Origin of the sequence: Streptomyces sp. NPDC008163 (genome assembly GCF_042956885.1) — a bacterium.
GTDB lineage: Bacteria > Actinomycetota > Actinomycetes > Streptomycetales > Streptomycetaceae > Streptomyces > Streptomyces drozdowiczii_A.
Window position 1 is genome coordinate 979,467 of the sequence record NZ_JBIBHG010000001.1, and the last position, 13,872, is coordinate 993,338.

Genomic DNA, 13,872 nt, shown 5'->3' on the forward strand with positions numbered 1-13,872 from the left:
GGGTCCTCTCCCGGGCGGCCGTGTCGTGTCCGGTCAGAAGATCAGAAGGTCAGCTTGAAGCTGTTGATCTTCCCGGTGTCCCCGCTGTAGACGTCCTGGACCTTCAGCTTCCAGGTGCCGTTGGCGGTCTCGGACGAGGCGTTGACCGTGTAGGTGGTGTTGACGTTGTCCGCCGAGTCGCTGGAGGACGAGTTCTTCAGGCGGTACGTGCTGCCGTCCGGCGCGACGAGGTCGATGACCAGGTCACCGCGGTAGGTGTGGGTGATGTTCACACCGACCTTGAGGGCGCTCGGGGCGTTTCCGGTGCGGCCGGTGACGGTGACCGCGCTGGTGACGGCGGAGCCGGCGTCCGGGATGGAGACCGCGGTGGAGTTCTCGAAGACGGTGCCGGTGCCGGGGTCGGTACCGCCGGAGCGCGCACCGACGTTGATCCCGGCCCAGGCGTCCTGGACGGCCTTGTACTCGGCGCTGCTGGTGCCGTACAGCTCACCGGCCACCGCGAGCGTGCCGGTGCGGGCGCCCGCGTAGTTGGTGGTCGAGGTGAACTTGGTGCTGAGCGCCTTGAACCAGATCTGCTCGGCCTTCGCGCGGCCGATGCCGGTCACCGGCAGGCCGTCCGAGGTCGGCGAGTTGTAGCTGACGCCGTTGATGGTCTTGGCGCCGCTGCCCTCCGACAGGAGGTAGAAGAAGTGGTTGGCCGGGCCCGACGAGTAGTGCACGTCGAGGTTGCCCAGACCCGAGTACCAGGCGTCCTTGGACGCGCCGTCCTTGCTCGGCTTGTCCTGGTAGCGCAGCGGCGTGCCGTCGCCGTTGATGTCGATCTTCTCGCCGATCAGGTAGTCACCCGGGTCGGCGGAGTTGTTGGCGTAGAACTCGACGGCGGTGGCGAAGATGTCGCTGGTCGCCTCGTTGAGGCCGCCGGACTCCCCGCTGTAGTTCAGGCCGGCCGTGTTCGAGGTGACGCCGTGGCTCATCTCGTGGGCCGCCACGTCCAGCGCGGTCAGCGGGTTGGCGTTGCCGCTGCCGTCGCCGTACGTCATGCAGAAGCAGCTGTCGTCCCAGAACGCGTTCACGTAGTTGTTGCCGTAGTGGACGCGGGAGTACGCGCCGACGCCGTCGCCCTTGATGCCGGTGCGGCCGTGGACGTTCTTGTAGTAGTCCCAGGTCTCGGCCGCGCCGTAGTGGGCGTCCGCCGCCGCGGTCTCCGCGTTCGAGGCACTGCCGTTGCCCCAGGTGTCGTCGGAGCCGGAGAAGAGCGTGCCCTTGCCGGACGTGCCGTGGTTCAGGTTGTACGTCTTGTGGCTGCCGCGCGCGGTGTCGGTCAGGTTGTACGAGCCGGAGGACCCGGAGGTGCCCAGGGTGACCTGGCCGCTGTACTCGGTGTTGCCGACGCCGTTCTCGATGGCCTGCCACTCGTAGAGCTTCGCTCCGGTTGAGGCGTCCGTGATGACGTGCAGCGCGTTCGGGGTGCCGTCCTCCTGGAGGCCGCCGACCACCGTCTCGTACGCCAGCTGCGGCGTCCCGGAGGCCATCCAGACCACCTTGCGGGGCGCCTTGCCGGCAACGGCCTTGTCCGAACCGGCCGCCTTGGCCGCGCCGAGCGCCTGCTTGCCGGCCGCCGCCGGGGTGATCTTCGCGACGGTGTCGACGGCCTTCAGCTGGGCGGTGGTGGCACGGGACGCCTTGACGACGCTCTCCGTCGCGCCTGCCTTGGACTCCTGGACGACCAGGTCGCCGCCGAGGACCGGGAGGCCGCCGAGGGTGCGCTCGTAACGGGTGTGCGTCGTGCCGTCGTTGTCCTGGACGACGTCCTTGACGACGAGCTTCTCCTGGGACCCGAGACCGAGCTTCTTCGCGGTGTCCGCGGTGCTCGCGGTGGCCTCGCGGATCAGCTCGGCCCGCTGCGAGGGCGAGAGCTGCTTGGCGAGGGCGCCGGGGTTCGCCTTGGAGGCGGAGGCGGTCCTGGTGGTGCCGTTGTCCGGGGCGGCGGAGGCCGATCCGGTCTGCGCGCTTACGGCGAGGAGGGCGGCTGCGGCTATGAGAGCGCCGGTCGCGGTGGCACGACGGCTGTGCGTGGATCTCACGCGGACTCCTTCTGCGAGGGGGGTACCGGCGGCTGGGTGAGCCGTCCGGGCAGAGCAAGCAGAGCGCGGAACGGGGTGAAGAGTGTCAGGAGTCGGTCATCTCTGTCAGGACCGCGTCAACAACTTGGCCGGAATTCGTTCGTTGCCGGAAGATGCGTGTTCGTTAAGCGGACGTTTCGCGAATGGTCACGCGGGGGTGTCGAGGGGTGCCCGGAGGGCTCGTGCGACCTGAAAGTGCAGGGCGCGTCGGGGTTGCGGGCGTACGAGCGGAGTACGACGCGAATGTGAACAAGCGGAAAGTTCCCACCTGTCGAGACGGTATGAAGGCGTGGCCGGATCCGACTGGCCGCATCCCTGACAAAAGGGGCGGCCGGCCGGGGCGGCGCGCGGCCGTCAGGCCAGGCTCTCCCGCCAGGCGCGGTGCAGGCCGGCGAAGCGGCCCGTCCCGGCGATGAGCTCGGCCGGGGTGCCGTCCTCCACGATCCGGCCCCGCTCCATCACCAGCACCCGGTCCGCGACCTCCACGGTCGAGAGCCGGTGCGCGATGACCACCGCGGTGCGGCCGTGCAGCACCGTGTCCATCGCCTGCTGCACCGCGCGCTCACCGGGGATGTCCAGCGAACTGGTCGCCTCGTCGAGGATCAGCACCGCCGGGTCGGCCAGCAGCGCCCGGGCGAACGCCACCAACTGGCGCTGGCCCGCCGAGATCCGCCCGCCCCGCTTGCGCACATCGGTGTCGTAGCCGTCGGGCAGACCGGTGATGAAGTCATGGGCGCCGATCGCCTTCGCGGCCCCCTCGATCTCCTCCCGGCTCGCTCCCGGGCGGCCGATCGCGATGTTGTCCGCGACCGTCCCGGAGAACAGGAACGCCTCCTGGGTCACCATCACCACCCCGCGCCGCAGCTCGGGCGTGGCCAGGTCGCGCAGGTCGGTGCCGTCGAGCAGGACCCGGCCCGCGCTCGGGTCGTAGAACCGGGCCAGCAGCTTGGCGAGCGTCGACTTGCCGGCCCCCGTGGAGCCGACCACGGCCACCGTCTGCCCCGCCGGGATCGTCAGGTCGAACGGGGGCAGCACCTCGCCGCCCGTCCGGTATCCGAAGCTCACCCCGTCGAAGACCGCCTCGCGGCCCGGCTGGTCCCCGGTCCTGGCCGGCAGCTCACGGGGCTCCAGCGCCTCCGGGACGGTCGGCGCCTGGGCCAGCAGACCGGCGATCTTCGCCAGCGAGGCCGCCGCGGACTCGAAGGAGTTGAGGAACATGCTGAGCCGGTCGATCGGGTCGTACAGCCGCCGCAGATAGAGCACGACCGCGGCCAGCACCCCCAGCGCGAGACCACCGTCCGCGACGCGGTAGGCACCCCACAGCACGATTCCGGCCACCGCCGTGTTGGCGACGAGCCGCGAGCCGACCACGTAACGCGCGTTCTCCAGCATCGCGTCGCCGTTGGCCGCCCGGTGACGTGTGTTCAGCTCCAGGAACGCCGCGTCGTTCACCGGCTCCCGGCGGAACGCCTGGACGGGCCGGATGCCGTTCATGGTCTCCGCGAACTTCACGATGACCGAGGCGATCGCCGTCGAACGGCCCGCGAAGATCACCGAGGAGCGCTTCCGGTAGAGCCGCACCAGCAGATACAGCGGCAGGAAGGACGCCACCGCCGCCGCGCCCGTGGCCAGGTCCAGCCAGAGCAGCACCACGGCGATGGACGCGAACGACAGGACGATGTGGATCAGCTCCTGGAGCCCCTCGTCCAGCAGCTCCCGCAGCGACTCCAGGTCGGTCGTGGACCGCGAGATCAGCCGGCCCGAGGTGTACCGCTCGTGGAAGTCCACGCTCAGCGCCTGCGCATGGCGGAAGATCCGGCCGCGCAGATCGAGCAGGACGTCCTGGCTGACCCGCGCGGACAGCTGGATGAACGCGTACTGGAAGGCGCCCGAGACCACCGAGCAGAGCGCGTAGCCCAGCGCCACGGCGATCAGCGGCCCGTAGTCGTCCGCGCGGAACGCGGGCACCCCGCTGTCGATGGCGTACGCCACCAGCAGCGGCCCGGCCTGCACCGCCGCCTGCTGCAACAGGATGGCCAGCGCGGACGCGGCCACCCGCCCCCGCATCGGCCGCAGCAGCGAGGCGAGCAGCTGCCGGGTGGCACCGCGCGGGGTCGGCAGGTCGTCGCGGTCGAAAGGGTCCCCGGGGGCCGCCCGCCGGTCCTCCGGGCTGCCGGGTCCGGCGGGCTCAGCGGGCTCAGCGGGCTCAGCGGGCCGTCCGGTCGTCGTGCTCGTCATCGGGTGCTGCCCTCCTCGGCAGGGGCCTTCGCGCCCAGGGGTTCGGTGCGGTCGGTGTCGGGGACGGGCCGCTCCGGTACGGGCTCCGCCCCCGCGTCGCCCGACGCCCCCGCGCCCGACATCAGCCAGGCGTACTCGGCGTTGGTGCGCAGGAGTTCCTGATGGGTGCCGACCGCGCTGATCCGGCCCCCGGACAGCAGCGCCACCCGGTCCGCGAGCATCACGGTCGACGGCCGGTGCGCGACCACCACCGCCGTGGTCTCCGCCAGGACCTGCCGGAGCGCCGCCTCGATCAGGGCCTCCGTGTGCACGTCGAGCGCGGAGAGCGGGTCGTCGAGGACCAGGAAGCGCGGCCGGCCCACCACCGCCCGGGCCAGGGCGAGGCGCTGGCGCTGGCCGCCGGACAGGCTCAGGCCCTGCTCGCCGACCTCCGTGCCCACGCCGTGCGGCAACTCGTGGACGAAACCGGCCTGGGCGACCGAGAGCGCCCGCAGCAGCTCCTCCTCGCCGGCCCTTTCGGCGCCCATCAGCACGTTCTCTCCGACGCTCGCCGAGAAGAGCGTCGGCTCCTCGAACGCCACCGACACCAGCTCCCGCAGCCGGGCTCGCGGCATGGCGGTGATGTCCTCGCCGTCCAGCGTGATCCGCCCGGCCGTCGCCTCGTACAGCCGGGGCACCAGCGAGGTGAGCGTGGTCTTGCCGGACCCGGTCGCGCCGACCAGGGCCATGGTCTCGCCCGGCCGGACGTGCAGGTCGATGCGGTCGAGTACGGGCGCCGAGCCCTCCTCCGCGTCGGGATAGCGGAACCGGACGCCCTCGAAGACCATCCCGCCCGCCCCGGGGTCCGCGGGCGCGGCCGCCCGGCCGGTGTCCTCCTCCTCGGCGGCGTCCATCACCTCGAAGTACCGCTCGGTCGCCGTCGCCGCCTCCTGGCTCATCGCCAGCAGGAAGCCGATCGACTCCACGGGCCAGCGCAGCGCGAGGGCCGTGGAGAGGAAGGCGACCAGGGTGCCCGCCGACAGACCGCCGTCGGCGACCTCGATCGTGCCGAACACCAGGGCGGCCCCGATGGCGAGTTCGGGCAGCGTGGTGATGAGGGTCCAGATCCACGCGAGCAGCCGGGCCTTGCCCAGCTCCGTGGTGCGCAGCTGCCCGGCGAGCTCCCGGAAGGCGTCGGACTGGCTGCGGTGGCGGCCGAAGCCCTTGATGATGCGGATGCCGAGGACGCTCTCCTCGACGACCGTGGTCAGGTCGCCGACCTGGTCCTGGGCGCGGCGCGCGACCTTGGCGTACTTCGTCTCGAAGGCCGAGCAGACGATGACCAGCGGAACGACGGGTGCGAGCAGCACCAGCCCGAGCGTCCACTCCTGGAACAGCAGGACCACGAAGCCGACCAGGATCGTGGTCGCGTTGACCAGCAGGAAGGTCAGCGGGAAGGCCAGGAACATCCGGACCATCATCAGGTCCGTCGTCCCGCGCGACAGCAACTGCCCCGAGGGCCACCGGTCGTGGAAGGCCACGGGCAGCCGTTGGAGGTGGCGGTAGAGGTCCGCGCGCATCGACGCCTCGACCCCGGCCAGCGGGCGCGCCACCATCCACCGCCGCACCCCGAACAGCACCGCCTCGGCGATGCCCAGGAGCAACAGGTACAGCGCGCCGAGCCAGACCCCGCCCGGGTCCGCGTCCGCGACCGGCCCGTCCACGATCCACTTCAGGACGAGCGGGATCACCAGGCCCAGACAGGAGGCGACGATCGCCACCAGGGCGGCCCCGAAGAGCCGTGCCCGTACCGGCTTCACGTACGGCCAGAGCCGCAGCAGCGCACGTACGGCCGACCGGTCCTTGGGTTCTACATGTTCCTGGTGCATCAGGGAGGAGCCTACGGTCCGTCCGGATATCGGTCCTGGGGTTTTATCCCGCCACGGGTGCCCCGGCGGGCGCTCACCCCGCGGGGGTCGTAGGAGACATCAACCGATCGGCCGATGCCGGTTCGAGCGCGATGGCCGATACCGGGGCGGGCCCGCCGCCCCGATGCTCGGTGCCATGGCAATCATCGAAGCGAACGGGGTGCGCAAGTCCTACGCCGGCCGCCCCGTGGTCGACGGAGTCACCTTCGCCGTCGACGAGGGGGAGATCTTCGGGATTCTCGGCCCCAACGGCGCGGGCAAGACCACCACCGTCGAGTGCGTCGCGGGCCTGCGGGTCCCCGACGCGGGCACCGTCCGGGTCGCCGGGCTCGACCCGGTCGCCGACCGGGACCGGGTGACCGGACTGCTCGGCACCCAGCTCCAGGAGAGCGAACTCCAGACCAAGATCACCGTACGCGAGGCCCTGGACCTGTACAGCGCCTTCTACCCCCGGCCCGCCGACTGGCGCCCGCTCGCCGAACGGCTCGGCCTGGCCGCCAAGCTGGACACCCGCTTCCACAAGCTCTCCGGCGGCCAGAAGCAGCGCCTGTCCATCGCGCTCGCCCTCGTCGGCCGCCCCCGCGTCGTCATCCTCGACGAGCTGACCACCGGCCTGGACCCGAGGGCCCGGCGCGACACCTGGCAACTGATCGAGGACATCCGCGACGGCGGGGTCACCGTCGTGCTCGTCACCCACTTCATGGAGGAGGCCCAGCGCCTCTGCGACCGCATCGCCGTCATCGACCAGGGGCGCGTCGTCGCGCTCGACACCCCGGCCGGCCTCGTCGCCGGCGCCGACGGCTCGACCGTCATCTCCTTCACGCCCTCCGAGCCGCTGCCCGACGCCGAACTCGCGGGCCTGCCCGGCGCGGTGTCGTACGAGACCGAGGGCGGCCGGGTCGTCATCAACGGCACCGACGAGACCGTCAACGCCGTGATCTCGCTGCTCGCCCGGCTCCGCGTCACCGCCCACCGCCTGCGCGTCTCCGAAGCCACCCTGGACGACGCCTTCCTCGACCTCACCGGCCCCGCCGACGGGCCCGGCCGCACAGAAAGGGCGGCCTGAGATGGCCACAGCGCACACCGCACCCACCGCCGCACCCCGCACCGCGGTCCCCGCCGCGGCCCTCGCCGTCCTCAAGGCGGAGACCCGGCTCTTCCTGCGGGAACCCGGCAGCCTGTTCTGGATCGTCGTCTTCCCGACCGCGCTCCTGACGATCCTCGGCCTCGTCCCCTCCTTCCGGGCGCACGACGACGGGCTCGGCGGCCGGCGCGTCATCGATCTGTACGTGCCCGTCGCGGTGCTCCTCGCCCTGATCATGTCCGGGCTCCAGGCGATGCCGCCCGTCCTCACCGGCTACCGCGAACGCGGCATCCTGCGCCGCATGTCCACCACACCTGTGCGGCCCTCCGCCCTGCTCGGCGCGCAGATCGCGCTGCACGGCGCGGCCGCGCTCGTCTCCGCCCTGCTGGTCGTGGCCGTCGGCCGGACCGCCTACGGGGTGCGGCTGCCGGAGCAGCCGTTCGGCTATCTGCTGGCGCTGCTGCTCGCGGTCGGCTGCGTCCTCGCCATCGGCTCGCTGATCTGCGCCCTCTCGCGTACGACGAAGATCGCCGCCGCCGCGGGCTCGCTGGTCTACTTCTCCATGATGTTCACGGCGGGCGTCTGGGTCCCCGTCCAGACCATGCCCGACGCGCTCCGCCGCATCGTCCAGGCCACCCCCTTCGGCGCCGCGTCCCAGGCCCTGGACCAGGCCGCCCGGGGCGACTGGCCGGCCTGGGCCTTCCTCGGCGCGGTCGCCGCCTGGGCCGTCGCGGCCGGGTGGACCGCGATCCGTGCGTTCCGGTGGCAGTAGCGGGGGCCGGGGGAGACTTCCCGTATGAGCGCACACGTCACGACGGCCGAGCAGTGGTGGGGCCGGTTCTTCCGGTACGGCCCGTACGGGCTGCTCGGCCTGGCCGCCGTGGTCTCGGCGGTCACCCGGAACCTCGTCATGTCCCCGGCCGACGAGCGCACCGCCGCCGTGCTCCTGCCGGCGGCGCTCGTCCTCCAGCTGTGGTGGTCCCGGAGCGCGCCCACCGCCGGACCGGCGGCGGGCGTCAGCTACTTCACCGCCCGCACCCTGCTGACCCTCGGGCTCACCTGGTGCAACCCGTTCTTCTCCATCTACGCGGTGCTCGGCTACTTCGACGCCGGACGGGTCCTCCCGCGACGCGGCGTCCGGCCCGGGCTGCTCGCGGTCGCCGTCATCATGGCGGGCGCCCAGAGCGGCAGCACCCTGCCGCCCGCCACCCTGATGAACTGGATCGTCTTCGGCATCGTCCTCGCCGTGCACGTGACCCTCACCATGGTCTTCGCCCAGATCGGGGACCGGGAGGCCGAGCAGGACCGGGCCCGCACCGAGACCATCACCGCCCTGGAGACCGCCAACGCCCGCCTGGAACAGGCCCTCGCGGAGAACGCCGGGCTGCACGCCCAGCTCCTCGTGCAGGCCCGCGAGGCCGGGGTGGCCGACGAGCGGAGCCGGCTGGCCGCCGAGATCCACGACACCATCGCGCAGGGCCTCACCGGCATCATCGCCCAGCTCCAGGCCGCCACCTCCACCGCCGACACCGACCCGGACCTCGCCCGCGTCCACCTCGTCCGGGCCGCCGCCCTCGCCCGGCACAGCCTCGGCGAGGCCCGCCGCTCGGTGCACAACCTGCTGCCGGCGGCCCTCGAACACGACGACCTGCCCGGCGCGCTCAAGAAGACCGTCGCCACCTGGGCCCAGCGCACCGGGGTGCGCGCCGAGTTCACCGTCACCGGCACCGTCGCCCCCCTGCACGACGAGGTCGGCGCCACCCTGCTCCGCATAGCCGAGGAGGCCCTGGCCAACGCGGGCCGGCACGCGGAGGCGTCCCGGGCCGGAGTCACCCTGTCGTACATGGGCGACGAGATCACGCTCGACGTCCGCGACGACGGCCGGGGCTTCGACCCGGCCGCGCTGCCCCCGTACCGGGGTGCCGGCGGATTCGGCCTCGGCGGGATGCGCTCGCGCGCCGAACGCATCGCTGGCACCGTCGAGGTGGAGACCGGACCGGGCCTGGGCACGGCGGTCAGCGCCCGCGTCCCGCTGGTGCCGCACGCCTGAACCCGTCCCGTACCGTGGGCGCCATGGACCGGGAACCCGCGCGCGTCATCACCCTGATCGTCGTCGACGACCACCCCGTCGTACGGGACGGACTGCGCGGGATGTTCGCCTCCGCACCGGAGTTCCGGGTGCTGGGTGAGGCGGCCGACGGGGTCGGGGGCGTCGAGATGGCGTTCCGGCTCGACCCCGACGTGGTGCTCATGGACCTGCGGATGCCGGGCGGCGGCGGGGTCGCCGCGATCACCGAGCTGACCCGGCGCGGCGCCCGCTCCAAGGTCCTCGTCCTCACCACGTACGACACCGACTCCGACACCCTCCCCGCGATCGAGGCGGGCGCGACCGGTTACCTCCTCAAGGACGCGCCCCGCGAGGAGCTGTTCACCGCCGTCCGGGCCGCCGCCGAGGGCCGGACCGTCCTGTCACCCGCCGTCGCGTCGCGGCTCGTCTCGGCCGTACGCGCCCCGGCCGCCCCCGGCAACGACACGCTGTCCGCCCGCGAGCGCGAGGTCCTGGCGCTCGTCGCCCGGGGCACCTCCAACCGGGAGATCGCCGCCGAGCTGTTCATCAGCGAGGCCACCGTGAAGACCCACCTCACCCACCTCTTCGCCAAGCTCGGCGTCAAGGACCGCGCCGCCGCCGTGGCCACCGGCTACGACCGAGGCATCCTCGGCTGACCCGGCGGCTCACTCCCGTACGCGCAGCAGCAGCACCGACCGCTCCGGCACCGTCAGCCGCTCGCCGCCCCGGTGCACCGTGCCCGGGGGCCCGGCCTGGTCCTCGCGCGAGGTGTCCAGGACCAGTTCGTACGCCTGGGCCCACGGCGGACCCGGCAGCAGGAAGTCCGCCGGTTCGTGGCCGGCGTGCAGCACGGCCAGGAAGCTGTCGTCGGTCACCTGCTCCCCGCGCGCGTCCCGCCCCGGGATGTCCCGGCCGGAGAGGTAGAGGCCGACCGTCGCGGCCGGCGCGTACCAGTCGGACTCGGTCATCTCCGCGCCCGCACTGGTGAACCACGCCAGGTCCCGCAGCCCGTCCGGGGCCTGCGGCCGCCCGGCGAAGAACGCCCGGCGCCGCAGCACCGGGTGGCGGTGGCGCAGCGCGAGGACCCGCGCGGTCAGCGCGGCCAGCTCCCGCCACTCCGGCCGGTCGAGCAGCGACCAGTCGACCCAGCCGATCTCGTTGTCCTGGCAGTACGCGTTGTTGTTGCCGCCCTGCGTACGCCCCATCTCGTCGCCCGCGACCAGCATCGGCACCCCGGTCGACAGCAGCAGCGTGGTGAGCAGGTTGCGCAGCTGGCGGCGGCGCAGCGCGTTGACCTCCGCGTCGTCCGTCTCGCCCTCGGCCCCGCAGTTCCAGGCCCGGTTGTCCGAGGTGCCGTCCCGGTTCTCCTCGCCGTTGGCCTCGTTGTGCTTCTCCTGGTAGCTCACCAGGTCGCGCAGGGTGAAGCCGTCGTGCGCGGTGACGAAGTTGACCGAGGCGTACGGGCGCCGCCCGCCCCACGCGTACAGGTCGCTCGACCCGGTCAGCCGGTAGCCGAGGTCCCTTACGTCGGGCAGCGCGCCGCGCCAGAAGTCCCGTACGGCGTCCCGGTAGTGGTCGTTCCACTCGGTCCACAGCGGCGGGAACGCCCCCACCTGGTAGCCGCCGTTGCCGACGTCCCAGGGCTCGGCGATGAGCTTGACCCGGCGCAGCACCGGGTCCTGGGCGATCACCGCGAGGAACGGGGAGAGCATGTCCACGTCGTGCATGGAGCGGGCGAGCGCCGCCGCCAGGTCGAAGCGGAAGCCGTCCACGCCCATCTCGGTCACCCAGTACCGCAGCGAGTCCGTGATGAGCCGCAGCACGTTGGGCTGGACGACGTGCAGGGTGTTGCCGCAGCCGGTGTAGTCCGCGTACCGGCGGGCGTCGCCCTGGAGGCGGTAGTAGCCCCGGTTGTCGATGCCGCGCAGCGACAGCATCGGGCCCAGCTCGCCCGCCTCCGCGGTGTGGTTGTAGACCACGTCGAGGATGACCTCGATGCCCGCGTCGTGCAGCGCGCGCACCATCCGCTTGAACTCGCCGACCTGGCCGCCCGTCGTACCGCTCGCCGAGTAGGCCGCGTGCGGGGCGAAGTAGCCGATGGAGTTGTAGCCCCAGTAGTTGCGCAGCCCGCGCCGCAGCAGGTGGTCCTCGTGCGCGAACTGGTGCACCGGCAGCAGCTCGACCGCCGTCACCCCGAGGTCCTTCAGATGCCCGACCGCCGCCGGGTGGGCGAGCCCGGCGTAGGTGCCGCGCAGCTCCTCCGGGATGCCCGGGTGGCGCTGGGTGAAGCCCTTCACGTGCAGCTCGTAGATGACGGAGTCCGCCCACGGCGTCTTCGGCCGGCGGTCGTCGGCCCAGTCGTCGTCGTCGTGGACGACGACCCCCTTCGGCACGTACGGGGCGGAGTCCCGTTCGTCCCGTACGGTGTCCGCGAACTGCTGGTCGGGCCAGTCCCTCACATGGCCGTACACCTCGGCCGGAAGGGTGAATTCGCCGTCCACGGCCCGGGCGTACGGATCGAGCAGCAGCTTCGCCGGATTCCACCGGGCGCCCGTCCACGGGTCCCACCGGCCGTGCACCCGGTATCCGTACCGCCGGCCCGGCCGCACCCCGGGCACGAAGCCGTGCCAGACCTCGTGGGTGAGCTCGGTCAGGGGGAGCCGGGTCTCCGTGCCGTCCTCGTCGAAGAGGCACAGCTCGACGGCCTCCGCGCCGCCCGCCCAGAGCGCGAAGTTGGTGCCCGCGACCCCGTCGGGGCCGGTCCTGAAGCGGGCGCCGAGCGGCATCGGCGCCCCCGGCCACACCGCGGGCGGGCGCGGTCCGGGCGTGACGGCGGCGACCGCCTCCGCCACGGCCCCGGCGGTCCCCGCCACGGTCCCCGCGTCCGTCTCCCGTACTGCTTCCTGCTCGGCTGCGCTCGACACCTGCTCGCCTCCCGCGGCTCGTGGGACCGGCACCGGAAGGGGGTGTGCGGCGTCCCGGCCGCGGCTCCCCGAGTGCGGCCGTCCCCTCTGTTCTGCCCACCGGGCGGCCCGCACTCACGTTTCCCCCGGGCGGCCCGCGTCGTTGGGGGGACATGACTGACGTAGCGAAGAAGGCAGGGACGCGTCCGTTCGCCCCGCCGCCCGCGCGGTGCCTGCTCGCCGTACTGGCGCTGCTGGCCGTGCTGACGGGCTGTTCGGGCGCCGGCTCGTTCATCGGCGGGAAGGGAAAGCCGCAGGAGGCCATCCGGGTCACGCCCGCCGACCGGGCCGAGGACGTCCGGGCGGACACCCGGGTCGGGGTGGAGGTCCCGGACGGGCGGCTGGAGAGCGTCCGGGTGCGGCGGATCGAGGACGCGCAGGAGCAGGAGGTGCCCGGCCGGATCGCCGAGGACGGCCACTCCTGGGCACCGGCGAAGGGGGCGCGGCTGGGTCTGGCCGCCAAGTACAGCGTCGACGCGGTCGCGGTGGACGGCGGCGGTCACCGCGCGGCCCGGCACACCACCTTCACCACCGCCGTCCCCAAGGACCGCTTCATCGGCTACTTCAAGCCGGAGAACCGCTCGACCGTCGGCACCGGGATGATCGTCTCCTTCGAGTTCAACCGGCCCGTCACCCGGCGGGCGGCGGTGGAGCGGGCGATCCGGGTGACCGCCGATCCGCCGGTGGCCGTGGCGGGGCACTGGTTCGGGAAGAGCCGCCTGGACTTCCGCCCCGAGGAGTACTGGCAGTCCGGCACCGAGGTCACGGTGGACATCGGGCTGGCCGATGTGGAGGGCGCGCCGGGGGTGTACGGCAGCCAGCGCAAGACCGTGCGCTTCACGGTGGGCCGGGAGCAGATCTCCCGGGTGGACTCCGCCGCGCACACCATGGAGGTGCGCCGGGACGGGCAGTTGGTCTCCACGGTCCCGGTCACCGCCGGCTCGCCGACGACCACCACGTACAACGGCAAGATGGTGGTGAGCGAGATGCACGAGGTGACGCGGATGGACGGGCGGACCGTCGGCTTCGGCGGCGAGTACGACATCAAGGACGTGCCGCACGCCATCCGGCTGACCAGGTCCGGCACCTTCCTTCACGGCAACTACTGGTCCGACGAGGACGTCTTCGGCTCCACCAACGTCAGCCACGGCTGCATCGGGCTGCGTGACGTCCAGGGCGGCAGCGGCTCGACCCCGGCCGGCTGGTTCTTCGACCGGACCCTCATCGGGGACGTGGTCGAGGTCGTCAACTCCCCGGACAAGACGGTCGCTCCGGACAACGGACTCAGCGGCTGGAACCTGGACTGGGCCAAGTGGAGGGCGGGTTCCGCGCTCCGCTAGCGGGTCGGCCACGCCCCGGCGCCACTTGGGACGGAACGGTGACAATTCCGAGAGGATCTGCCCGCAGTCGGTGTGATTATCTCTCTGCTGAGCGCACGTGTGCAGTGCGCGGGGGCGGGAACCCACGGGTTCCCCGGGCCTTGGCGGGG

General features: G+C 72.6%; 9 protein-coding genes. 5 read left to right on the forward strand and 4 right to left on the reverse strand.

Features of this window, described 5'->3' with window-relative positions; all coding sequences use genetic code 11:
• Window positions 1–41 precede the first annotated feature (41 nt).
• The 3 genes from ACFZAT_RS04620 to ACFZAT_RS04630 all read right to left on the reverse strand — a co-directional run bounded on the left by ACFZAT_RS04620 (window position 42) and on the right by ACFZAT_RS04630 (window position 6,229).
• Window positions 42–2,084, reverse strand: coding sequence for a M4 family metallopeptidase (locus ACFZAT_RS04620; protein WP_391259860.1), 2,043 nt, complete (start codon window positions 2,082–2,084; stop codon window positions 42–44).
• 393 nt (window positions 2,085–2,477) lie between these two features.
• Window positions 2,478–4,361 (reverse strand): ATP-binding cassette domain-containing protein, encoded by a 1,884-nt coding sequence (locus ACFZAT_RS04625; protein WP_391259863.1) that lies wholly within the window; start codon window positions 4,359–4,361, stop codon window positions 2,478–2,480.
• Window positions 4,358–6,229, reverse strand: a complete 1,872-nt coding sequence (locus ACFZAT_RS04630; protein WP_391259866.1) for an ABC transporter transmembrane domain-containing protein — start codon at window positions 6,227–6,229, stop codon at window positions 4,358–4,360. The genes ACFZAT_RS04625 and ACFZAT_RS04630 overlap by 4 nt, the downstream gene beginning before the upstream one ends.
• A gap of 175 nt (window positions 6,230–6,404) precedes the next feature.
• On the opposite strand from ACFZAT_RS04630, the gene ACFZAT_RS04635 reads away from it, so the two are divergent.
• From ACFZAT_RS04635 to ACFZAT_RS04650, 4 genes are read left to right on the forward strand one after another with little or no spacing between them, the layout of a single operon-like run.
• Window positions 6,405–7,334: an ATP-binding cassette domain-containing protein gene (locus ACFZAT_RS04635; protein ID WP_391259869.1), complete on the forward strand. Its 930-nt coding sequence runs from the start codon at window positions 6,405–6,407 to the stop codon at window positions 7,332–7,334.
• 1 nt (window position 7,335) lies between these two features.
• Window positions 7,336–8,124, forward strand: a complete 789-nt coding sequence (locus ACFZAT_RS04640) for an ABC transporter permease (RefSeq protein WP_391259872.1) — start codon at window positions 7,336–7,338, stop codon at window positions 8,122–8,124.
• Window positions 8,125–8,148: 24 nt separating this feature from the next.
• Window positions 8,149–9,402, forward strand: a complete 1,254-nt coding sequence (locus ACFZAT_RS04645; protein WP_391259876.1) for a histidine kinase — start codon at window positions 8,149–8,151, stop codon at window positions 9,400–9,402.
• A gap of 23 nt (window positions 9,403–9,425) precedes the next feature.
• On the forward strand, window positions 9,426–10,076 hold the full coding sequence (locus tag ACFZAT_RS04650; RefSeq protein WP_391259879.1) for a response regulator: 651 nt from the start codon (window positions 9,426–9,428) through the stop codon (window positions 10,074–10,076).
• A gap of 9 nt (window positions 10,077–10,085) precedes the next feature.
• Here the strand turns inward: ACFZAT_RS04650 and glgX are convergent, their stop codons facing one another.
• Complete coding sequence (glgX, locus tag ACFZAT_RS04655) at window positions 10,086–12,344, reverse strand: glycogen debranching protein GlgX (protein WP_391259881.1); 2,259 nt, start codon at window positions 12,342–12,344, stop codon at window positions 10,086–10,088.
• 152 nt (window positions 12,345–12,496) lie between these two features.
• Between glgX and ACFZAT_RS04660 the strand changes: the two genes are divergently transcribed.
• A complete protein-coding gene (locus tag ACFZAT_RS04660) occupies window positions 12,497–13,723 on the forward strand; it encodes an Ig-like domain-containing protein (RefSeq protein WP_391259883.1) in 1,227 nt (408 codons plus the stop codon).
• The last annotated feature ends 149 nt before the right edge of the window (window positions 13,724–13,872 follow it).

What these genes read in the sequence shown, in the direction of transcription:
- ACFZAT_RS04625 (WP_391259863.1), bottom strand. Translation starts at nt 4,361, where the DNA reads ATGACGAGCACGACGACCGGACGGCCCGCTGAGCCCGCTGAGCCCGCT.
- ACFZAT_RS04630 (WP_391259866.1), bottom strand. Translation starts at nt 6,229, where the DNA reads ATGCACCAGGAACATGTAGAACCCAAGGACCGGTCGGCCGTACGTGCG.
- ACFZAT_RS04635 (WP_391259869.1), top strand. Translation starts at nt 6,405, where the DNA reads ATGGCAATCATCGAAGCGAACGGGGTGCGCAAGTCCTACGCCGGCCGC.
- ACFZAT_RS04640 (WP_391259872.1), top strand. Translation starts at nt 7,336, where the DNA reads ATGGCCACAGCGCACACCGCACCCACCGCCGCACCCCGCACCGCGGTC.
- ACFZAT_RS04645 (WP_391259876.1), top strand. Translation starts at nt 8,149, where the DNA reads ATGAGCGCACACGTCACGACGGCCGAGCAGTGGTGGGGCCGGTTCTTC.
- ACFZAT_RS04650 (WP_391259879.1), top strand. Translation starts at nt 9,426, where the DNA reads ATGGACCGGGAACCCGCGCGCGTCATCACCCTGATCGTCGTCGACGAC.
- ACFZAT_RS04660 (WP_391259883.1), top strand. Translation starts at nt 12,497, where the DNA reads ATGACTGACGTAGCGAAGAAGGCAGGGACGCGTCCGTTCGCCCCGCCG.